The following is a 21,024-nucleotide window of genomic DNA, read 5'->3' on the forward strand; positions in this document are numbered from 1 at the left end:
AGTACGCCGCTGACCGGGCCGCGGGCACGTCAGATCCCCTTGCGAACGGGCCCGGGGCCCGACGGTGATCATAAGCCGTCCCGGAGGGCGAGAACTGCTCATGCGACTACCCGCGGACCGCGCTCAGCGGATAGCGGACCGCGCTCAGCGGATATGTAATGCGCCGAAGAACACCGTTCCAGTCCCGCCTAGTTCGGGCATCAGGATGTCGTTCAGCGCACGCGCCCGAGGTGGATGACGCAGATGCGGCTCTAGCGAGTAGCGGGCCATTTGCCTGCGGATTTTCGTCCGGTCGTTGATCGGGTCGGTGCGTGGTTTCGCGCCAGCGGGCAGCAGGTTCTCTCAAGAACGGCTGCGTGACGTCGGGATGGGCAAGTCGGTCCGCTCCCCTGTTCCGCGGTCCTCGGGGTCGGCCTGGCCGCCCTACAACCGACGGCTTTCCACCGGCTGGCAAGCCAGCATCCTCGGCCCAGGGGTGCTGGGGAGCCGGTCGCTTCCTGCAGGGAAACGTGTGCTGCACCGACATCGCGTGGCGAGCGAGCTGCGATGGGGCGCGGCGCGCCTGGGCAACTCGCCTGCAGTCCGCGCTTCGGTTCCCCTAGTCTGCGCAGGGCTCGGCTTCAGCACGATGGGCGGCCAGCGCTGCACCGGCCGTGTCATACACCGGCAGGACGCAATCGAGACCCAAGCGGCTCAGGATGCGCTGCACCGAGAGTGGAACAGCGGTCAGGGACAGCGAACCGTCGAGGTTCTGCACCCGGTGCCACAGCCCGAGCAGCAGCCGGATGCCTGAGGAATCGAAGAAGACCACGTCGGCCATGTCCAGGACCACGGTCCGGGCTCCCTGGGCAACCAGATCGCTCAAGTCAGCTCGTAGCGCCTCTTCGGTCGCATAGTCCAGGGCGCCGGACAGGCCGGCAACCACCAGGGCACCACGCCGGTCCTGCACGCACACCGCGGCTCCCAGTGTCATGGCAAAAAGTCTAGCTCGCCCCTGCGCCAGACCTTTTTGCGCAGGTCATCGGGTTCTGTACAGCTGCACAAGGCCGTACGGCCGTCAGGCTGGGCAGGCCGGACCGCGTGCGGGCTAGGCCGGGGCACGCAGAACCAGGCCGGCATAGATTCCGGCGGCATCGGCCAGGGCGGGGCGGTTGGCGCGCAGCAGCGGCTGGACGTCCGCGTCGCCGTAGGTGCGCAGCGCGACGTCGCCGAGGCTCTCGCCGTCCCGGACGGTGACGAAGCGCGGGACCTGGCCTTCCTGCCCGGCGGCGACCTGGTCCTCCACCTCCGTGACGCCCGCGACGTTGCCCAGCGCGAGCAGGATGTGCTCCTTCTGCTCCTGCATCGCGGAATCCCCGGCCACGATGACACAGGACCCCTCCACCCTGATTCGGAAGTGATCGTGGGTCAGTTCCATCTGCTCGAGGCGTTCCTTGAGCTGAGCTGCGGCCCTGTCCGGCTCGCCCGACAAGGCCGCCTTGAGCTGGTGGCCCGCTTCCCGCGGGAACGTGTACCGCATCATGCGCCCAGCTTAGGCGGCCAGCGGCACCCGGTCGGGATCTGCCCCGTCAAAGACAAGGCCCGATGGCCGGCTGGGTCGGTCCTGTCGAGATCACGTGCTTGCATCCTCCGGGCTGGGAGGCAGCGGCGGCCGAGCGGTGTGGTCGGGGTGCCCCCGGGTGCGGCGGGACTCTTTCATCTCCGCCTCGTACAGGTGGGGCCGGCCATCGGCGAGTTCCTGGCGCACTCGCTCTTCCACGTCGGTGAACGGCTGGTAGTAGGTGGCGTTGTACGCCTCGACGATCTGGAACGTCCAGTGGCCGGGGATGACGTTGCGCCCCACGATCTCGCGCGCCACCAGCTCCGCCTGCGTGGCGTGGCCCGCGGCCCGCAGTTGCTCGACAGCCTCCCCCAGCTTCAGGTCGGCCCCTCCGGTGAGCTGGTGAAAGGCGAACAGATGCCCCCGAGCCCGCTCTACCGTTTCCAACGCCTCCGACAGCGTCCCCAGGGCTTTCACCGTGGCGTCGCTGACACCCTCGGGCCGCTCGTGCGCGGCATCGGGCCTGTTCTCATCGCTCATGGATTCGCTCACAACGATCACCCTGCCCGGCGGCCCGCTCCTGCGGCGGTCGGCGCGGCCGGTGGGAGCCAGCCGATCAGCCCCTTCGGCTCGCGGAACACTTCTGCTCCGCCGGGACGACACCGACCAGACCGTACCCGAACGTTCGCAGTCGCCCCAGGGACCTCAGAACGGTACAGAAATGAACAGCCATAGGGCAGCGGGGACTAGTGCTGGATTCCTCTTTCGCTAGGTATATGTCCTGGTGGCGGGGTAGTTGATGGTGCTCAGGGGCGGGTGCTGGACGATGGTTTTACGGGCACGGCCAGGGCGTGACGAGGACGAGCGGACGGTCGTTCGCCGCTTGTCGCGGGCATGGAAGGCGCCGCGCGATGCAGTGATGCGGGCCCGGATGATCGAGCTGAGTTGGTCGGGGCTACGGGCGCCGGCGATCGCCCTCTACGGCGGCCTGCGACCAGCCGACGGCCAGGCAGTCACGATGACCGCGTCCTCCCGCAACAGCGAGTACTACCAGCAGTTCCTGCAACTGATCGAGGACGCCAACCCGGAGGGAGAGATATGCATCGTTACTGACAACCTGTCCAGTCACAACAGCGTGTCCACCCGGACCTGGCTCGAGGACCATCCCCGCATCCACCATGCCTTCATCCCAGTGGGCGCCTGCTGGCTCAACCTGCAGGAAGGCTGGTGGCGCATCTTCCGCAAGGCCGCCCTCGCCGGCCGGTCAATCGCCAACCGCGACGACATCGCATACGCCACCACCCTGGCGACCGACCAGCTCAACGCCCACGCCAACCCCTGGATCTGGGGCAGGCCGACACCACCAACTCGCCTACTGCGGCGCCGATATGCGTACACCATTTGAGGAATCCAGCACTAGCCGACCGCTGCGCAAGGCAGCAGGCCAGCAGAATGGTTGTTGATCCAGGCCAGTCCTCCGATGTCGAGTCGGGTACGCGTGCGGGTGACGGCGACATAGGCGAGGCGTGCTTCGGCGTCGTCGACCGGACCGGGCACAGGGTTACCCGTCGCATCGCGCTCGTCGCTGTCCTTGGGCGGCGTAAAGTCCTCAGCGATTTTCACGCGTGCCCATTCGCGTCCTTTGGCTTTGTGTGCGGTGGAGACGGTTACCTCGGCGGCCTGTTCGGGAGCGAGTTGGGCGACGGCGGCGAGGATGGTGTCGGTACCGTGGGTGTCGACCAGGTCGACCAGGGGCTGCAGGTCGCGTCCTGCGGGGTCGTGGGCGGCGTAGTCCTGCAAGTCTCCCCAGGTGGGGAAGAGGACGAGTTCGGGGTGGTGGGTGCGGCGGCCTTCCTTGAGGTCGCCGGCGGCCTGGGCCAGGGCGCGCAGGCTGGCTCCGCCCCCGGCCAGAGCGACTTCGAGTCCGGCAGCCAGGAGGTGCATGACCTGGGTCATGGCGCCGACGTTGGTGCGGCACAGGACTGCGTCGGGCCGTTCCACGGGGCCGAGTTCGGTGGGTACCTGCGGGGTGCCGCTCAGGCGGAGGGGGGCGTCGGCCAGGACCAGCCATCGGTTGGCCTCTGCGGCGAGGTGAGGTCCGAAGCGGAAGGACTGGGACAGGGCCAGTTGCGTGCCGTCGAAGGTGGCCATGACGTCCTTGGCACCGCGCCATTGGTAGATGGCCTGGGCGGAGTCGCCGACCATGACCAGCTGGGCGTGGTCGCGCTGGCTGTTGAAGATGTGCTCGACGACGGGGTTGGTGTCCTGGGCCTCGTCCAGGAGCAGGAAGTCGGCGTGGATCTTCGGGGAGGTCAGGGACCAGAGTTTGAGGTAGTGGTCGTGGTCGAAGCGGACGGCGCCGTCGTCGGGATGCTGTAGGTCGGCCCAGGCTCTTTGGGCGAACGGGAGGATGTGGGCGGCGAGTTCGCGGTGGTAGCCGGGGTCTTCCAGGCCGCGCAGGCGGGGGACGTGGTGGCGCGTGAGGGTGGGGTCGGCGGAGTGGCAGAAGTGGGTGACGGTGCGCAGGGTGGCGTAGGAGAGGGCGGTGGGGGTCAGGTCGCGTTCGCCGAGGCGGATGGTTTTGGTGATGCCCAGGGCCTGGCCGGTCTGCCAGCCGGGGCGTCGGGGAGCGTTCAGGCGGCGGTGATAGCGGTGGCCGATGGCGGCGTAGGCCATCGAGTGGGCGGTCTTGCAGGTGACCGTGGACGGGAAACGCGTGGCGGCGTCCTGGGCGATGGCCCGGTTGTAGGCGAGGTAGCGGCCACGGCGTGGGGTGGATTTGGCGAGCAGGGCCAGGGTGGTGGTTTTGCCGGTGCCGGCGCCGGCCTGGAGGACCAGGTGGTTGCCAGCGCGGAAGACGTCGGCGGCTGCGGTCTGTTCGTCGGTGGGGTTCAGCACGGGGGTGCTCCGGTGGTGAGGGCGCGTCCGAGGGCTGCCAGGAGTTGTGGCGTGGATGTGCGGGCGAGCAGGGCGTGCAGGGTGAGGTCGAGGTAGTCGGCTTCTTGCCGGGCCTGTCGGGCCGTGGCCTGGCCTAGCGTCTGCTCGACGAAGGTGTGCGGGGCTTGGCCGTGCGCCCTGGCCGCCCGGCGGATGCTGTCGTGTACGGCGGGCGGGAAGACGATGTTGAGCAGGGTGTGGTTCTGGGCGTCGGGGTAGTGGGTGCTGATCACGTCGACGGGCAGCAGGGAGTCGAGTCGGCTGCGCAGGCGGTGCAGCGCCCGCTGGGGGGTCTTGGCGTGGACGAGGGCCATGAGTCGGGTGGCGTCGTGGTTGGTGGCCAGCGGCATCGTGCGTGCGGCCTGGTGGAGCTCAGCCTCAGTGAGTACTCGGGTCAGGGTGATCTCCAGGGCGTGGTGCGTCACGGCCTGGCCCCGCGGCGGCTGTTGGGGGCGGTTTTGGGCAGGTGGGGACTGATGTGGGGGTGGTGGATCAGGGGGTCGAAGGCCTGCCATTGGGTCAGGGCGAGGTCGGCGGCGCCGGGTGCGCCGGCGTGGGTGGTGCAGCGTTGGGCGCGCCAGCGCAGCTGCTCGGTGTAGGGCAGGTGGGTGAGGTCGTAGACGGCCATGAGCCCGCCGGGCAGGGCAAGTTGTCCTTGCCCGGGGTTGGCGGGCAGGAGGGTCCAGGTGCCGGAGGGGGCGGTGGCGTCGAGGACGGGGTGGGGGCAGCGGTGGCGGGTGCGGGTCTGGGCCACGCACTGGATGGACTCGAGAGGGTGTGCGGCGAGGTAGCGGGTGTAGAGGAACTGGACGACGGGCCGGGTGGCGGAACAGGCCGCGAAGGCTTTCGGTGGTGTAGGTGGGGGCGTCGGTGGTGGGGTGAACCGGCCGGTGTCGATCAGGGTGCGGGTGTGCACGGCGAGTTGTCGGCGAGCCTCGGCAATCCGGGGCGTGAGGCGGGAGGTGGGGGTGCGGCGGGGGCACAGGACGGCGTGCGGGAGGCGGCACCATGCGCTGCCGTCGGCGTGGCGGTGGGCGATGCCGCAGCTCAGGTGCCAGCGGCAGGAGGCGGGCACCGTGGCGGCGGGGAATTCGGCTGGGTGCAGGCTGATGGGACGGTGGTTGTCGCGCTGGTACCACTCGATGCGGTTGCCGCACGCGCGGCAGCGGCTGGTCTGTCCGGTGCGCAGCAGGCGGCTGGGACTGGTTGTGGATACGCGCAGCGAGCGGTGGCGGCGGGGGCCGAGTGGGCTGCCGTCCCAGCGTCGGGCCGTGGGTGGGGGGTGGGGGCACATGAAGGCAACGTGTCAGGCGGCGCGCCGCGGACGCGGGGCTCGCGGGAGGTCTGTCCCGCGAATGGCTCAGCTGATGCCAGCACCTGTGCGAGGCGGCGAGTGTTCGTTCTATTGCGGTGACCCGTTCAGGTGGCGTGCTCGCGCCGTCAGCGGGTGGCCGCAGCGGGCCCGCAGCCTCAGGCCTCAGGCGGGTTGTGGTCTTGACAAAGGGTGCCCAGCAGCTGATCGACGGGGACAGCGAAGGCGTGGGCGAGAGCGTGCCAGGTCTTCAGGCTGCCGATGGTGCGCCCTTGTTCGACCTCGATGAGGGTGCGCCGGGCCAGGCCGCTGCGGTCCGCCAGTTCGTCATACGACCATCCCCGCTCGGCCCTCAGGCGTGCCAGCTCCAGGCGCAGCGCGGTGAGGTTCGGGTCGGGCGGGAAGATCGTCACCCCACCATCCGAAGGTGCAGCACCCCGCCCTGTCAGTGCAGACCTCTGCCCTATTTCGGCAGGTCGTCGACTCCGCGACAGGGCAGGGGTCTGCACTAGCGTGTGCGGTCGTCATCCGACGTCGGCACGGATAAGGCGGGAGGAGCGCACCCGATGAGGCTCTGCACAACGCACGTGGGGGTGCGGCGGATGTGGACGGTGGAGCTACGGCCCGAAGCGGGCGGCCCGGTACTGGTGTGCCCGCACTGCCTCCGTGGCCCGCGTCCCGTTGCGGCGGGCTCGGCGCGATCAGCGGCGCTGGCTCATCTTGCGCAGCATGCCCGCCGCGACGTACTGGCGCCGCATCTGCGGACCTGTCAGTGCCACGAGCGGGGCTGCCGGTGGCATCCACGCCACCGCGGCTGCGCCGGCACAGTGCTGTTGGTCCTCACGCGCACTCACGGTGGCCGTCTGTGGCGTCTGGCCGATGCCTGCGCGGCCTGCGCGGGGGCGACCCCACAGGCCGCCGTAGTGCCCGACGCCCTGCTTCCCGCCTCCGGCCGAACTCACAAGACCTCGCGCCGGCCGCGCCGCCTCGTCTCCCGGCCATCCGGGGCGGATGAGCGCATGCGGGTCAAGGAGATGCTCACCTACCTGGCCGCGGCACTGCCCCGCTTCTCCTCTCCCACCGCCCGCCTTCTCGCCCTGCAGTGTGCACTGCGCGCCGACAGTCACGGGCACGTCGGCCTGCCGGAGGGTTTCTTGCGCGGCATGCGCCTGGCCTCTAACGCAGCCCCCTGGCACGAGCTCGAACACGCCGGCTGGCTGCGCTGCGCCGATCGCCAGTTTGGACGCAGGCAGGCACAGCTTCTGGACGCCGCCGTCCTCGCCCAAGCACCAGGACGGGAAGAACGGGCACGCGCCGCCCACTGGGCACTGCACCCCGTCCCGCTGACCACCCGAAACAGAACCCCGCCTTCCGTGCAGTTGGCGGCCCTGGCCGTTTCTGTTCACACCCAGACCGGCAGCGGCAGCGCCGACATCGACGACCTCGCCCGGTTGTGCACAGCCGATACTGACTCACTCAAAGATCTCCTCGACCAACTCACCAGCACCGGTGGACTCATGGCCTGGCAGCTGGACCTTGAGACAAATGAAGTCAGCTGGACACTCCCCTGCAGCCCCGCCTGAGCACGGTTCACCCATGGCTCCGCCTCCGACAGGCCAAGTTGGCGAGAGAAAGGATCACGTGGCATATACGAGTAGTGGCTCTGGCTCAACAGCGGAGGACAGTTTGCAGGCTCAACGCCGGGTACGGACGGCGCACTGAGCCGGTTTTGTGGAGCAGGTCATTGCTCGCCTCCTGGCCCCACAGCCGGCCCTTGCTGCTGTCTGATTTGGCCCCGCAGCTCGTGACTCAAAACGTCATCCAGGGCCCCTGTGCGCCCCCAGGTGACGATTTGCTGCGCAACCTCCCGCAGTTTCGTGTTCGTACGCATCGACACCTGGCGGATGACGTTCCAGGCTTCATCGGGGCTCAGTTGGCCGAGTACGACAACAACGCCGATCGCCTGATCAACCGTTGCATGCGCCCACACCGCCTGCTTCAGCTGCTCGACCTCGTCTTGCAACTCCACCACGGTCTCGGCCTCCCGGCCGGACGGAGCGTTGCTCGCGGCGCTGCTATCGGCGTCGGTCGACACGCGAGCCCTCCAGGGTCTGGGGACGGTTTTCGTTCCAGAATCCCGGACGATCTTGATGGAGGCAACCTCCCCAGCCGACCCCACCCTCAAGCTCGCCGCCACAGCGGCGGGCAGAGGCCTCAGGCGACGGGCCGCGCTCTGGAGTCAAGCGCGGTGCCTTGCGGAAGGCACCGGGAGGAAGCGTCCCGCAAGGCGTTCGCGTCCCGCGTCCGGGGGCGGATGGGAGTTCAGCCACCGGTCACGGTCATCGCCCGCACCGCAGCGACGACAGGTCCGCGGCGAAGACCAGTATCGCGGCCCACACCCCCGTCACCCCGGCACGACACAGCCGCCCGACGTCGGGCCCGTCTCGCGGTAGGTGTGGGCTGCTGCGTCAAGGTTGTCCAGCTGCTCCAGGAGGTGGGCCCGGACCGCGAGCAGGCGAGCGACAAATACCGGCCCGAACGCGAGGCTTCCGGAGGGTAGTCGCGTTGCAGGCCACCATTCTCCGCCCGCCGCCGGTAACCCGCCTTGCGCCCGATCCCCAGTTACCTGCACGCCTCGACGCTGCCCACCCCAGCCGCCAAAAGGCGTCAGAACTCGGCCTCGAGCTCCAGTCTGCGCTTGCGTCCCCGCCTCGCCATCAACACTCCACAATGATCATGGAATGTTGCGACACGCGTTAGTAGCAAAGCGTCCGATACCGCTCCACTTTTCAGCGCGCCTACAGCGGTCTTCCCTCGACCAGCTTCGGAGCAGGACCGGGCAGTAACGGCTCGCTGCGTGGCCACAGTTCGTCCGAGGCGATCCACGGCCGCGACTGACGATTTCCCATAACGAGATCAACCAGACAACAAGACACCGGTTACATGACCAAGCGCTTTGGTCAGAGCCAGTTAAGCCCGCAGCGGCAGCCGGTATTGCAGGCCTGCCTGTTCAATGGCGGCGTCGGTGATGGGTCCGGTCCAGGGGATGGCGACCGCAATGCCGACCTCGCCCAGGGCTTGGCAGATGCCCAGCAGGGCGAACAGTCCCCCGTCGTCGCAGTAGGTGAGGGCGGACAGGTCCAGCAGCAGCCGGCGGTGATCGTCGCGACGGCGTGATGCCAGATGCTCGGCCATCTCGCGCAGCAGGACGATGGTTCCGGGATCCAGCTCGCCGGACAGGCATAGCAGCATCACGGACGGGCCCGTATGCACGGGACGGAGCACCAGCCGGGGGTCGGTGTCCTTGTCCTTGTCCTTGTCCTTGTCCTTGTCCTTGTCCTTGTCCTTGTCCTTGTCCTTGTCCTCCTGAATGAGCATGGCTTCCCCCATCAGCCCGCAGGCGGGGCAGTGCCCGCTTTTCGGTCGTCGAAGAGCTCCACCAGGGCACGCACCGAGATCCCGGCCTCAGCGGGATGCCGGAACATTTGATCCAAGCGCAGCGAGTACTGATTGCACCGCCCCACCCGCCGCCGGTGCAGATAACCCGCCTGTTCCAGATCGGCCACGACCGCCTGAGCGGTGCGCTCGGAGATCCGACAGACAGCTGCCACTTGCCGCAGCGGCACCGCAGGGCCCCGCGCGATGGCCAACAGCACCCGCGCATGGTTGGTCAAGAACGTCCACTCTCCGGCTTCGCTGACCATGGTCCTCAGCGCCCCTCCCCGCCTGCCGACGCCAATCGCGCGGACACCAGTCCGGCGATGCCGGAACTCTCTCTCGCATATCTTCGCGTATCACGCAGGCGGAAGTCGTCGCTTTTGCCGTGCCGCAGGACGCGGCGGGAGAATGCGCCGGTTTTGCGAACATGCCGCCCCCTTGCCGGGGAAGCCGAGAAGGGTCCGGCCGCCGCACCTATGCGGCGACCGGGGCTCGGGGACCGAGGCTCCCCCTCGGTCCCCGCGCGAAGGTGCTACCTCTCCGCGCAGGTGCAAAGCAGAGTGCTGGCCGTCGGAGCCGTTCAGGAGTTCCAGCACAGTCACTGTCATCCCAGCAGCCTCCCCTCCGTGCCGATAGGCGTCAAACCTCCGGCACCCCGGCCGTTGTTGACCCGCTGGTACCGCGGGGATCTTGGATGCCGCGTACCGGTGCGATCGACGCCAGCGGGTTGTGATGCCTGGGCGACGCGGTCAGCGGCCCCGGCGCTGCGGGAGGCTGAGGGGCCCGCAGGCGCGGCTACTTGTGCCTCCTGCGGAGAACGCCGGGTGTGCCACGACGTATGGGGGGCATCCGGGCGCTGTAAACCGGGTAACTCAGGACGAGGGTGGCGGTGTGGGCCCTGTGGTGCACGAAAACGAGAACCAGTCGCAACCAGCCGGTCGCCCGATAATGTCGGCCCGCGCTTTTGAGGGCAGCGAACCGGTCGCCGAGGCCCGCCACACGGCCCGCCATTTCATGACCCAGGTGCAGGCCGCACACGGCCTGCCCGTGTCCGAGCGCACGATGGGCACGGTGCCGCTCGTGGTCAGCGAGCTGGTCACCAACGCGTACAAGTACGCGCCCGGCCCGTGCCTGCTCGACCTGGAGGTCACCGGCGGCGCCGTGCAGATCAGCGTGTGGGACAGCGACCCGTCGCTGCCGGCAGCCCGCGCCGCCAACCCGCGCCGGAGCGGGCAGCACGGGCTGGAGATCGTCAACGCGCTGTGCCGCAGCTTCGAGATCCGCGGCGAACCGGTGGGCAAGCGCGTCAAGGCCGGCATCATGCTGGCCGACGACCCCGGCGAAAACCCGGCCGACCACCTGCTGTGAACATCCGGCGGACCCGTGCACCCCGGCCGGTAGCGGAACACGCCTCACAGCTTCGAAGCCTGACCTCTCCACAGCGATCAGGGCCTTCGTATGCGTGGGCAAGCTGACGCGGCCCCGGGGCCGGGCAGGAATCGGGACCGCGGACGGCACCGGCCCGCCATGGGGAGCCAAACCAGCGCACGCGTCACCACCACCAACGCAAGCGGCTGCCGGAAGGACACGGGCTGCGCACTGCGTAGGACGCCAGCCGCCACGGCAGCCCGGATGCGGCTAGCGCACGTGGCAAACCGGACTACCCCCTGCACGCCAACGCAGAGCTTCACGCAGGTGGTGGCGATCCGGACTCACGTTCATCGTCAGGCGATGGCCGGCCTTCGGCCTGCTGCATGATTCGCTGGCCCTCCGATCGCAGAACTGCCAGCCTCTGCCACGTCCAGTCCAGGACCCGCTCCCGTGTGAGGTCCTGGAGGACCAGGTCCTGGCCGTCATCGGCGAGGGCGCCCTCCGGCTCCACCACCGGGGCCGGGGCGGCGTCCGGGCGCGGCGAGGGATGGCCGCATGCGCAGCATGCCCCCCCCGCCCCACCACTGCAAGATGTGGAGGCATAGGTGAAGCGGCGCCTGCCGGCCACCGCAGATGCCGCTGATGTCGTCGCCCGAGTCTTCCGTTGGCTCTGCCGGTACGCGTGATCTCCTCTTCGCGGCGCAGTCAACGAGATTGGAAAAGCATGTGGTCAGGAGATGCTCCGGCTTCTGCGTGACCGGGGGCAATGCTGGCAGACCATGCCCTTGCTCCGGTTGTTCACAGAGTCTTCGGCAGCATGTCCCTGCGCGCACAGCCACCACACCACGCGCCGGGTATGCGGCGTAACGTGCGTTGGCAGAAGGTCCCCGTTGAGCGTCGGATGCCACTGTGCGGCCAGGTCCGGTCTCCGTGCTGCGAGGGAGGTGGCCTCGGTGACGTAGCGGCCGGAGCAGAAGCCGCATCCGGTTCCCTTCCCGACACGCTGGTCAATCTTGGCGCGGAATGCGTGTCCGACGCCGCACAGCCACCACACTTCTTTGCCGGAGTTCGCCGTGACCTGCGTGGGGGTGAGGTCACCGTTTCGGTGCGGGTGCCACTGTCCGGCGATGAGGGGGACTTGCGCAGCGAGGGATCTTTCCCCGCGGTCCCGAGCACGCAGTGCGTTGACGGCGCGGTCTGCTTCGTCCTGGGCGACGAGTTGGGACCCGGTGATGTACGTCGCGGCCGCTACCCTGGCCGCGGCCTCTGGGAGGAAGCCTTCGTCGATCATCTTCTGCAGCACCGCCGCTGCTACGTCGAAGGGCTTGGCGGCTCTTGGCGCCGTGGTGTCGCTGGTGCCGGTCAGGGGCAACGGGTGCTCACGAACTCTGATCACTTGGTAGCCGGCGCGTTGCAGCAGCCGCGTCTTCTCTCGGTCGCGGGTTTCCATGTCCTTGTGCCAGTAGGAGCCGTCGAACTCCACTGCAATGTCGCCGAGGATCATGTCCACCCGTAGACGCTGCCTGTTGGGCGTTTCCAGACGCACATCACACCTGATCGGCTCTAGGTGGCCGTCGAGCACGTGGTGGAGTTCGGTGAAAGCTCGCAACTCGACTTCAGACACGCCGGTGAGCTTGCACCGGTCGCACGAGCTTCCTGCGGATCGCTTGAAGACCATGGCTCGCCATTCATGGCCGTCGGCACAGCGCCACCAGACATTGCGCCGCGCCCCGTATGGGATCGTGCCCGGTGTCAGGCCGCTGTTGCGGGTGGGGTGCCACTGTGCCGCGAGTTCGGGGTACCGGGTGGCGAGGTCGTTGCCGTACCCGACCTTCTGATTGGCGCAATAGGGGCATCCCGAGTGCCTTGCCGTGCGGTTCGCCACCACGGCCTGCCACTCGTGGCCGCACGAACCCAGCCACCAGGCTTTCCGGTTTGACCTGGGGGCGATCCCATCAGGTCGCACGTCGCCGTTGCGGGTGGGATGCCATTCGCCAGCCACCTTGGGAAACCGCGCTGACAGGTCGTTGCCGTATCCGACTTTCCGGCTCCCGCAGTAGGGGCATCCGCATCCACTGCTCCTGCTGTAGATCGTCGCCTGCCACTCGTGGCCGCACGAGCCGAGCCACCATGCCTTGCGGCTCGTCCCTGAGGTGACCAAGTCCGGTGTGAGGTTGCCGTTGCGGGTGGGATGCCACTCTTCGGCCACGTGCGGTGCGGCCAGCCTGAGGCTAGTGCCTCTGGGCGCTTTTGCCTTGTGGGGTCCTGCGGGGCGCGGCGGGGATGTCATGGATGTGACGTTAAGCCCCGCCACCGACAGTGGCGTTGGCTGTCCGCAGTTGGGCCGCTGCAGCGCGCTAGGAGCGCCGTCAGTCCTCCAGCGGGGGCAACCGGGTGGTCGGCCCGGCAAGGTCTTGGTGCGTGCAGGCCGGACAGTGGTGTTCCAGCAACCAGTGAGGGGTTCATGCGTCGTACGGCTGCCGTCGGGCCGTCACCAGTTCGACCAACCTTGCATTTGCTGAGCTACGCACCTCACATGCTGTGCAAGCCCTGCGGTGAAGGAGGTGAAGTCTTCTCCGAAGTAGGCGCCGACCAGGCCAAAGAGCGGGGCGTCAAGGGACAGCTGGTCCCGCACGCGGCCGTCAGGCCGGTAATGGACGAGCGTGTTACGGAATTGCGGGTTCGCCTGGATGACTTTCAGGCTCATCGGCGCGGTGAGGATGGCTTCCAATGTCTGGCGTGTGGAGGGCCGAAGCTGCGAACCGTAGGTGCTGGCGAGTTTAGTCAGACTCGAGAGGGTGTGATGCAGTGTGACGTAGCGCAGCTTCACGACGGTGGCGTCGGACTGCCCGTTGGTCTCGTCCGCGAGGAGCACGTCGGCCACGTTGAGCGCGCATGTGAATGCTGTCAGAGCAGCTTTGATCTCTTCGGGGAAGGCGGGGTCAAAGGACTTCTGATAGGTCTTCTTTGCGCGCACGTCCTGGGCCGTCGGGCCATTCTTCGATATCACTTCCATGAAGGACGTGCCTGTCCAGTCCAGTTCGCCCGTGGCTGCTGCCGTGTATCTCGCTATTTCGGATGCGACGGTGCGGAGTTCGCGGCCAAGGCTGGGAGGGTCGTGGATTTGGCTGGGCGAGAAGGACATGAAGAAGTTCATGACGTGCGAGGTCGAGATGACTCTGCCCTGGTAGCGCCACAGGGCGAGGTCCGTTTTTAGCGGACGCGTCAGAGGCAGCCAGGTGTTGCCCAGGAACTCTGCGCGATGGGCCCCGATGATACGTCCGAAGTCCGCACCGATGGCGGGCAGTTTCTTCTGCGTGTCGTCGAAGAGCTTCACCGAGTGACGCGCGCGCTCGATGACATCGGCGCAGTCGTACACGAGGGTCTGGGCGAGGTCTGGCTCGATCGCCCGCAACGCCCGATGGGACTCGTGGACCATGAGGCAGCTGTAGTTGTACATGCACATCAGGGGAACGATGGCCCGATCACCGGCCTCGACGGCGCCTTGCATGGCGCGTCGCAGGAACATCAGGTCCTGCGCGATGAGGCCAAGAGCGATGTCATTGCCCGGCGAGGTACTTGTCGTCATGGCCTGCGTTTCCCTTAAATCAAAGTGAGCAACCCCCAGCTCACGCTCCATCAGGCAGCGTTCGGCGCTCATCCAGATAGCCCCGTGACAGCCGGACCGTATCGGCGATCAGGCGCTCTGGTCGAGCTAGTGTCGCGTACGGCCGGACGGAGCGCGGCGAGGCCCCACGCCCTTGCCCTGCTTCCGGCGGCCTGCCCATCTCTTGCATCTTGTTGGCCCGGCACGCCGGCGACGTTGTGGGCAACGGCCCCCGTTCTGACGAGATCAGTCGCAGCCTCCAGGGTGGGCGGCGAGCTGGTGCAGGCGCGTCTCCAGGTCGAGCAGGCTGGAGCCGGTGTGGGCATGTTCGGTGCCCGGTGGCACGAGGCTGAAGGTTTGGTTCAAGAACTCCTCTACGCGAGCGCGGGGCAGGGACAGCAGTGCTGTCCCTGAGGGCGGTTTGAGTTCGACATAGGTGCGTGCGCCGTCGCTCTCATCTCCCTCCCCCGTTGCGCTTTGGGGGCATGCGCTGGGGGCAGTGCTGGGCCAGACCGTCACGTCTCCGTCACCCGTCGCTGTGTGCAAGCCCTGGCTCAGTAGGTCTCGGGCAAAGGTCCAGTTGACGTTGGCGTCCCCTGGTTCGAAGACGGCCTCGACCGCGTAGGGGTCCGTTGCCCGATAGCTGAGGCGTGTGGTCAGCGGCCACGTGCTGCCCTCCTGGCCCTTGAGGTGGAGCAACGCTCCGATCTTCATGCGGATGGTTTGTGTGTGGGCCTCCGGCCTTGGTTCCCTGGCGCCGTTCCTATCCGGGCGTGGCTGGGCCGGCCCTGTTTCGGGGGGAGTGTGTTGAGCATGCGGTCTGCCGTGGCCTGGGCTCCAGATGACCTTCGGTGGCTTCGCTGGTGTGTCCGGGCAGGGCGCGGCCAGCGCATGTCCCCACGAACGGGTCGCAGCGGCAGGCCACGGTGCTGGAGGCGTCTCCGCTCGGCACGCCTCGTCTGTCAGCCACCTGCGGTCCCTGCCCAGCACCGTGTCTGCGAGTGCTGCTTTCAGCAGCCACCACTGCAACAGTATTTCCGGCGCACTGTGTTGAGGCTGTGTTAGCCATGATGGTAGTGGCGGGAGATAGGCCGCGGGCAGAGGGTCGATCAGGGTGCGCTGCGCTTCCCAGAACTGACTCAGGGCTTGCAGGTTTCTCGGCCCGTCCTGTGCGGGCACGGTGCGCTGCTTCCTCTCCCACGGTTGACGGCTGGCGGTGTGTGTTGTCAGACGGAGCTGGGAGGCGAGGTGCTCAGAGACGATGACCGTCACCCGTGGCAGGCGTGACGCCAGGGTGAAGGGGGATCGCTGTGCTTGCTGCATGCTTGGGTGGGCGAGCCGTTCCAAGCGGGCGATCAGTCCTTGGAGTTCCTCCAGCCCTTCCCACAGACGTGGGAGGGTGCCGTGCGGTCGCTGTCCTGTTGTTGCGGCGATCCATAGTGCTGCTCGCTCCTGCCGGGGAGTTCGGCCGAGGCCGGCAGCGCCGGGCGGCCACGCGTGCGTCGGCGCGCCCCGTCCCGGCCGGGCCGCGAAGGACGTGGCGAGCTGCCCCGGTCCGCCGAGGTCGGCGTCAATGTCCTGCTCCAGGATGCAGGCGTGTCGCCGCAGGCGGGTGAGCGGCATGGACGCGGAGCGCGGCGTATGGGTGCGCAGCGCAAGGAACGCGGCCAAGTAGGCCTGCATGGAGGTGGACCAGGGGTGTGCTTCCTCAGATGCGGTGGGTCGCCTCTGTTCCAAGGCCCTGCGGCATTGGTCGATCAGATCGGTGCGCGGGAGCACTTCGATGCGCGGCAGCGGGTCAGCGGGTGCGCTTCGATCCAGCGCCCTGTAGTAGTCAAGGACAGACGTGGGCTGCGCAACGCTGCTCGCCTCGGCGGCCGTGCTGCAGGCCTGGTGAAAGAGGCGGAGATAGGTGACTGTCTTTGCCGACCCGACCGTCTGGGCCGGGGTGGCGGGCCTGTCCGGCTCACTCTCCGGTTCCGATGCGGGACGGGCCGCACGGTCAGGCGTGTGGACACGGTCATCGAAGATGCTGTTGAGGGTGGTGGGCACAAGCTCTTGGCCGCTGGTCTGGGGGTGGCGGGCGGCGTGTTCGAAACGGCGGCGGGTCTGGGGGGTTGCGGTGCCCAGTGCGGCCAGCACACGCGGGGCTCCGAGGCTGGAGGCTTCCAGGAGGGCATCGAAGTCGTCGTCGGCCGTGGCGGTGGCGTTGTCCATGGCTCCTTCACTCCTGCTGTTCATCGCGTACCGCCCTCTCCCGGTTCGAGCTGGCGCACCTGCTGGGTGAGCCGGTCGCGCAGTCGGCTGATGCGGCGCTCGAGGGCTTTTTCTGTCAGTCCGACCCGCTGGGCCGCCTGGGCCTGGGTGTAGCCCAGGGCCCGCCATCCCAGGGCCTCGCGGACCTGAGGGCTGGTCACCAGAGGCAGAAGGCGGTTGATGTAGTCGTGGGTCTCGGCGATGTGGATCGGGTCGGTGGCCCGCTGGTCGGGGACGAGGGAGAACACCTCGCCCGTGGCGTGCTCCAGCTCGGCCTGTCCCTGTTGATGGGTGTCGTACCAGCGGATGTAGACGCGGGGGAAGGCGCGGATGACCGCGCCGATGAAGTAGGTGTCCAGGCTCGCGCCGCCCTGGGCACTCCAACGTCCTTCGACGAGCCCGTATGCGCGGAAGACGTTCAAGCCTCCAAGGACGCTGTCGACGGCAACCCCGTGGCGGTCCTCTCCCGTCCACGTCAGGGTGATCTTGTCAGTGGGCACGGGGCGGCCGGCCTGGCGGGCTTTGCGGAAGATCTCTCCGCTCGCGGTCCACTTGGTCATCGTGTGGTAGCCGTACTCCGACAGGCGGTTGACGACCTTCTGGTACCGCGGGCCCTGAAAGCCGTCGGCACGCAGCCGATCGACGATCTTGCTGTCCAAGCTGCGGCGCTGGCGGCTGGTCACCTCGTCCTCGTCGCCGCCGAGGTCGCGGTCCAGGAGCGCCAGATTGCCCGGCGTCAGCTCTCCGTCCTGCGCTTCGGGCGGACCCGAAGCGGGGCGGGCCGTGTTCTCGCCGTCGTCGAGCGCTTCCGGCACATCCGCTCCCTAGCATCCGCAGCAGCACGCGACCCCCGTGCGGGCCGCATCACCTATGTCTTAGACGCGGCGGGCGATCCTCCCCCCGGCCTTTCCGGGAAAACTTTCGACAACAGAGAGTGACTCACGTCACAGGGGGTGAGCGGGGTGCTGCCCGCCTATACCTCCAGCACCAGACGCACCCGGAGTAACGGGCGCATCCCCTACCTCGCAACGGAGTTGACGGTGCCTCAGCCCAACGTGCAGTCCTCGCTGCTCAGCCAGCGTGCGGCGGTCATTTTGCTGCTCGGTGTCCTGGCCGCGGCCGCCGCGGCAGTTTTGACTGTCCTCGCCGGAGGAGCCCTGGCCAGTGGGCTCCTCGCCGCAGGCGGGGCGTTCGTCACCGGCGTGCTGTTCTTCAACACGATCATCGCCTGACAGCCGCAGAGGAAGGCCTCGTCGTGGTGGCGCCGCGCGGCTGCGTGGGGCACCACTACCGTCTCCGCAGGCGTGCCCGGCGAGCGGACCGGAGCGGTCCTGGCGGAGCGGCGCCGGGTCTATTCGTCGACCGTCGCAAGAGAAAGCGGGACTGCATCGCCGTACAGGCGCACGCACGCACCCTCCTGGCCCGGTACCCGGAAGGGGGCCGAGGCCCCGGTGAGGTTGTGACAGGCGATCAGGCGATGTGCCACGGCGAGCGCGGTTTCCTCGTCCGCGGCCTCGACGGTGATGCGGGCCAGTCCGGGCTGGGTCAGGTGTGCCGGGTGGTAGTTCATGGTCTTGCTGACGCCCGCCCTGGCGTGGGCAGTTCGCCTCCGCCGAACGGTTCACCCGTCCGAGAACTCGCCAGCTGCACCGCGGTCGCTCTGCGGGTCTTGCAGGGCCGCGGCAGCGAGGCGTGTCGTCGTCTCGTCAGCGGGGGCGCCAGGTGCGCACCTCGAGGTGGGTGATGTGGGCGTCGGGATGGATGCGCCCGCTGTCGACGAGCCACTGGTGGACGGCGGCGGTGACGTCGCCGCCCGCGGCGTCGACCCGGTGGGCGAAGTCGGCGGCGTCGAAGCCGCCGGTCTGCGCCGAACCGTAGGAGCGTTCCTCGCTGTGGTCGGCGCGCTGGATGACGTCGCGGCGGATGCCGGGTGAGTCGGTTCGGCTGCCGGAGGGGTGCACGTAGCCGGTTTTGGCCAGGCGGACGGTGAAGGCCAACTTCAGGTTTTGGCGGGCGGCTTCGGCGATCAGGGGGCGCAGGCGGGTGGAGCCGGAGGCGATGGCCTGGGCGGCGACGCGGCCGGTGCCGGTGCCGGTGGGGGTGATCAAGACGGCTTTGGCGCGGACTCGGGCGCGGGCGCCGGAGGCGGTGGTGCGGCGGGTGACGTGGGGGGCGGCGAGGGCGGCGAGGGCGGATACTTCGCTGATGTGGCCGCTCTGCACGGCGGCCAGGACCTGGTTGAGGGCGGGGACGAAGGCGGCGCCTTTGTGTTTTGTGTAGAACTGGGAGACCAGGGAGGCGTCGCGGTTGATGATGCGGGCGATGTCGCGTTTGGTGTAGCCGGCGGCCTGGAGTTGGTCGGCGAGTTGGGCGGCTTCGTTGAGCTCCGGCGCCGGACGGGCCGGGGCGGGGCGGCGGTTGCTCGGTGGCATCAGGCCCCCGTGGTGGTCTGGGTGAGGGCGGCGCGCCCGTTATCGCGCAGGGCCAGGAGTTCTTCTTCGCTGGTGGGTGCGGGCAGGGGGCCGGTGAGGTGGCCTTTCATGAGGTAGTCGCCGGGTTGGTGCTGGTAGGGCCAGTTGTGGGTGCTGGTGAGGTAGAGGGCGTCGGTGCGGAAGGCGATGACGCTGCCGGGCGGCGTGTGCAGGGCTCCGGCGTAGGTGTCCTGTTCGCGGTGGCGCTGGCTGAGCAGGGCGGCGCGGGCTCCGGACCAGATGGCAGCGGCCCATTCGGGGTGGGCGTTGGGGTCGCGGGCAAAGCCGGTGGGCTTTTGCCAGGTGATCTGCTCGTCGTCGAAGCCGATGATTTCGGCGTCCGGGGGCACCTCGCGCTCCAGGGTGCGGGGTGTGGTGCCGGTGACCATGCGGGGGCGTTGGGCGAAGGAGCCGATGCCGTACAGGAGGATGGCGCGCACGGCGCGGGAGGCGAGGTGGGCGGCGCGGGCCTGTGCGGGGTCGGTGTGGAAGTGGGACTGGGTGGTGAGGTTGGTCCAGGCTTCTTTGAGTTTTTTGGCCCAGTCGTCCAGGGGTTTGCCGTCGTCCCAGAGGATGCCATCGAGGATTTCGATCTTCCATGGCTGGATGGGGTTGGACAGGGCGGTGTGGATTTCGGGTCCGCCGGCCCAGGTGGTGAACGTGGTGCCCGGCGTGCTGGGGTAGTGCCAGGCGCGGTCGCCGGGGGCGGCTGCGGGCAGGATCCCGACGTGGTTCCAGGTGTCGGGGACGGTGACGCGCACCTGCCAGTGGCCGCAGCTGTACAGGGCCTTGGTCTGTTCTTTGTGGGACCAGGAGGCGAAGGTGTGGGCGGTGATGCGCCGGGGGGTGCCGACCGGGGACTTCCAGGTGTGCTTGGCGTAGGCGAAGGTGCGGTCGTACTCCACCAGTTGGGGTAGCTGCTCGGGCACGCGGGGCGGGGTGATCAGTTCGGTGCGGCCCTGGCCGGCGGTGGCGTGCAGCAGGCCGCGCAGTTCTTCGGAGAGGACGGGGTAGCCCTCGGCGTGCTGGCCGCGGGCGGGGATGGTGCGGGTCCACAGGTCGCGTCCGGTCTGGGAGGGCGATCCCATGACGACGGCGTCGTCGAAGTGGCGGCGCAGTGCCTGCCACAGCAGGACGAACGCGTCGCGGGCTACGGCCGGTTCGTCGCCCTGCAGGTCGAACCACTCTTCCATCGAGCGGATCTCGACGTACTGTTCGGCGTTCTCGCGCTGGTAGCGGGCGACAGGGTGGCGGGGGTGGACGAAGTGTCCGGCCATGCGGTCCTTGCCGCGGCCGGTGTCGGTGCGCCAGCCCGGCGTGGGGGCGTTCAGCCAGGCCGCGACCGCGTCGCGCAGGTAGGGGTAGCGCTCGACGTCGCGGTGCCAGGGGGCACCGCCGGTGATGTAGATGCGCTCCGCCCCGGCGGGCACCGCGTTGAAGACGGCGGTGAGGATCTCGGCGGCCGACCTCGAGCCGAGCTCGAGGCGGTGGGTCTGGTCGCGGTGGACCAGGACGCCGGTGTCGGTGTCGAGGAAGACGGTGGAGCGGGCCTGCTGGGTGAAGTTGGGGCGGGTGGAGGCCAGGTTCTTGGTGTGAGTGAACCAAGCCTCGCCCGCCTCGCCGTAGGGGATGGCGGGCAGGGTGCGCGGCTCGTCCTCCCGTACGAGCGCGGCCTTGGGCACGTGCGGAGCGGTTGCCTTCGACATGGTGGGCTGCGGGGCTTGGGCGGGCGGACTTGCCGTCGGCGGGGCGGCGGGCTGGGGCACGTGCGGCTGCGGGGCGGTTTCTGGCGCAGGGGCCGCCTCTGGTTCGGGTTCGGCGGGCGCCGCGGGCTCCGGTGCAGGGACGGCCAGGGTCTGCGGGGCCAGGTCCGGGGCGCGGGCGACGATCTCGGCCAGGCTCAGTCCGGCGGCCGGGGCGATGCGTTCGGCCTTGGCCTTGCCGTGGGCAGCCAGGCGAGTGATCCGCTTGTCGCGTTCGGCCTCCAGTTTGGCGAGCGCTGCCCGGGTCTTCTTGATGTCGTCCCGCACGGTGCGCAGTTCGGCGAGCGCGGCGTTGTAGCTCTGTGCGTCCATCAGAGTCCTTGGCTTCG

The 21,024-nt window shown here is 68.6% G+C and carries 21 protein-coding genes; 4 read left to right on the forward strand and 17 right to left on the reverse strand.

Annotated features, from left to right (window positions below):
* Positions 1 to 598: 598 nt before the first annotated feature.
* The 3 genes from ACWD02_RS04835 to ACWD02_RS04845 form a co-directional block, all read right to left on the reverse strand.
* A complete protein-coding gene (locus ACWD02_RS04835) occupies positions 599 to 973 on the reverse strand; it encodes an STAS domain-containing protein (protein WP_451204522.1) in 375 nt (124 codons plus the stop codon).
* Between the two features lie 114 nt (positions 974 to 1,087).
* Positions 1,088 to 1,522: a BON domain-containing protein gene (locus tag ACWD02_RS04840; protein ID WP_451204524.1), complete on the reverse strand. Its 435-nt coding sequence runs from the start codon at positions 1,520 to 1,522 to the stop codon at positions 1,088 to 1,090.
* A gap of 90 nt (positions 1,523 to 1,612) precedes the next feature.
* On the reverse strand, positions 1,613 to 2,080 hold the full coding sequence (locus ACWD02_RS04845; RefSeq protein ID WP_451204526.1) for a hypothetical protein: 468 nt from the start codon (positions 2,078 to 2,080) through the stop codon (positions 1,613 to 1,615).
* A 391-nt stretch (positions 2,081 to 2,471) separates the two neighbouring features.
* On the opposite strand from ACWD02_RS04845, the gene ACWD02_RS04850 reads away from it, so the two are divergent.
* Positions 2,472 to 2,945 carry a transposase gene (locus tag ACWD02_RS04850; protein ID WP_451204528.1) on the forward strand — a complete coding sequence of 158 codons (474 nt, stop codon included), beginning with the start codon at positions 2,472 to 2,474 and terminating at the stop codon, positions 2,943 to 2,945.
* 11 nt (positions 2,946 to 2,956) lie between these two features.
* On the opposite strand, the gene ACWD02_RS04855 is transcribed toward ACWD02_RS04850, so the two are convergent.
* The 4 genes from ACWD02_RS04855 to ACWD02_RS04870 all read right to left on the reverse strand — a co-directional run bounded on the left by ACWD02_RS04855 (position 2,957) and on the right by ACWD02_RS04870 (position 6,202).
* The gene (locus ACWD02_RS04855) at positions 2,957 to 4,435 is read right to left on the reverse strand and encodes a UvrD-helicase domain-containing protein (protein ID WP_451205842.1); all 1,479 of its coding nucleotides are present in this window, start codon (positions 4,433 to 4,435) and stop codon (positions 2,957 to 2,959) included.
* Positions 4,432 to 4,902, reverse strand: coding sequence for a hypothetical protein (locus tag ACWD02_RS04860; RefSeq protein ID WP_451204530.1), 471 nt, complete (start codon positions 4,900 to 4,902; stop codon positions 4,432 to 4,434). Before ACWD02_RS04860 ends, ACWD02_RS04855 begins: the two co-directional genes overlap by 4 nt.
* On the reverse strand, positions 4,899 to 5,771 hold the full coding sequence (locus ACWD02_RS04865; protein WP_451204532.1) for a DUF6083 domain-containing protein: 873 nt from the start codon (positions 5,769 to 5,771) through the stop codon (positions 4,899 to 4,901). Before ACWD02_RS04865 ends, ACWD02_RS04860 begins: the two co-directional genes overlap by 4 nt.
* Positions 5,772 to 5,947: 176 nt before the next feature.
* Positions 5,948 to 6,202: a helix-turn-helix transcriptional regulator gene (locus ACWD02_RS04870; protein WP_451204534.1), complete on the reverse strand. Its 255-nt coding sequence runs from the start codon at positions 6,200 to 6,202 to the stop codon at positions 5,948 to 5,950.
* 606 nt (positions 6,203 to 6,808) lie between these two features.
* Between ACWD02_RS04870 and ACWD02_RS04875 the strand changes: the two genes are divergently transcribed.
* Positions 6,809 to 7,372 (forward strand): hypothetical protein, encoded by a 564-nt coding sequence (locus ACWD02_RS04875; protein ID WP_451204536.1) that lies wholly within the window; start codon positions 6,809 to 6,811, stop codon positions 7,370 to 7,372.
* 158 nt (positions 7,373 to 7,530) lie between these two features.
* Here the strand turns inward: ACWD02_RS04875 and ACWD02_RS04880 are convergent, their stop codons facing one another.
* The 3 genes from ACWD02_RS04880 to ACWD02_RS04890 all read right to left on the reverse strand — a co-directional run bounded on the left by ACWD02_RS04880 (position 7,531) and on the right by ACWD02_RS04890 (position 9,493).
* The gene (locus tag ACWD02_RS04880) at positions 7,531 to 7,884 is read right to left on the reverse strand and encodes an ANTAR domain-containing protein (RefSeq protein ID WP_451204537.1); all 354 of its coding nucleotides are present in this window, start codon (positions 7,882 to 7,884) and stop codon (positions 7,531 to 7,533) included.
* 875 nt (positions 7,885 to 8,759) lie between these two features.
* Complete coding sequence (locus ACWD02_RS04885; protein ID WP_451204539.1) at positions 8,760 to 9,167, reverse strand: STAS domain-containing protein; 408 nt, start codon at positions 9,165 to 9,167, stop codon at positions 8,760 to 8,762.
* A gap of 11 nt (positions 9,168 to 9,178) precedes the next feature.
* Positions 9,179 to 9,493 (reverse strand): helix-turn-helix transcriptional regulator, encoded by a 315-nt coding sequence (locus ACWD02_RS04890; RefSeq protein WP_451204541.1) that lies wholly within the window; start codon positions 9,491 to 9,493, stop codon positions 9,179 to 9,181.
* A gap of 682 nt (positions 9,494 to 10,175) precedes the next feature.
* On the opposite strand from ACWD02_RS04890, the gene ACWD02_RS04895 reads away from it, so the two are divergent.
* Positions 10,176 to 10,595: an ATP-binding protein gene (locus ACWD02_RS04895; protein WP_451205845.1), complete on the forward strand. Its 420-nt coding sequence runs from the start codon at positions 10,176 to 10,178 to the stop codon at positions 10,593 to 10,595.
* Positions 10,596 to 11,328: 733 nt separating this feature from the next.
* On the opposite strand, the gene ACWD02_RS04900 is transcribed toward ACWD02_RS04895, so the two are convergent.
* From ACWD02_RS04900 to ACWD02_RS04915, 4 genes are all read right to left on the reverse strand, one after another.
* Positions 11,329 to 12,807, reverse strand: coding sequence for a zinc-ribbon domain-containing protein (locus ACWD02_RS04900; RefSeq protein ID WP_451204543.1), 1,479 nt, complete (start codon positions 12,805 to 12,807; stop codon positions 11,329 to 11,331).
* A gap of 282 nt (positions 12,808 to 13,089) precedes the next feature.
* Positions 13,090 to 14,259, reverse strand: coding sequence for a hypothetical protein (locus ACWD02_RS04905; RefSeq protein WP_451204545.1), 1,170 nt, complete (start codon positions 14,257 to 14,259; stop codon positions 13,090 to 13,092).
* A gap of 192 nt (positions 14,260 to 14,451) precedes the next feature.
* A complete protein-coding gene (locus ACWD02_RS04910) occupies positions 14,452 to 16,422 on the reverse strand; it encodes an SsgA family sporulation/cell division regulator (RefSeq protein ID WP_451204546.1) in 1,971 nt (656 codons plus the stop codon).
* A 20-nt stretch (positions 16,423 to 16,442) separates the two neighbouring features.
* Entirely contained in the window at positions 16,443 to 17,276 is an 834-nt protein-coding gene (locus tag ACWD02_RS04915; RefSeq protein WP_451204547.1) for an RNA polymerase sigma factor, read from the reverse strand.
* 225 nt (positions 17,277 to 17,501) lie between these two features.
* Between ACWD02_RS04915 and ACWD02_RS04920 the strand changes: the two genes are divergently transcribed.
* Entirely contained in the window at positions 17,502 to 17,693 is a 192-nt protein-coding gene (locus ACWD02_RS04920; RefSeq protein ID WP_451204549.1) for a hypothetical protein, read from the forward strand.
* A 119-nt stretch (positions 17,694 to 17,812) separates the two neighbouring features.
* Here the strand turns inward: ACWD02_RS04920 and ACWD02_RS04925 are convergent, their stop codons facing one another.
* From ACWD02_RS04925 to ACWD02_RS04935, 3 genes are all read right to left on the reverse strand, one after another.
* Positions 17,813 to 18,031, reverse strand: a complete 219-nt coding sequence (locus ACWD02_RS04925; RefSeq protein WP_451204551.1) for a DUF6207 family protein — start codon at positions 18,029 to 18,031, stop codon at positions 17,813 to 17,815.
* Positions 18,032 to 18,167: 136 nt separating this feature from the next.
* Positions 18,168 to 18,893 carry a helix-turn-helix domain containing protein gene (locus ACWD02_RS04930; RefSeq protein WP_451204553.1) on the reverse strand — a complete coding sequence of 242 codons (726 nt, stop codon included), beginning with the start codon at positions 18,891 to 18,893 and terminating at the stop codon, positions 18,168 to 18,170.
* Positions 18,893 to 21,007: a hypothetical protein gene (locus ACWD02_RS04935; RefSeq protein ID WP_451204555.1), complete on the reverse strand. Its 2,115-nt coding sequence runs from the start codon at positions 21,005 to 21,007 to the stop codon at positions 18,893 to 18,895. Before ACWD02_RS04935 ends, ACWD02_RS04930 begins: the two co-directional genes overlap by 1 nt.
* Positions 21,008 to 21,024 lie beyond the last annotated feature (17 nt).

Source organism: Streptomyces sp. NPDC002853, from assembly GCF_053591915.1.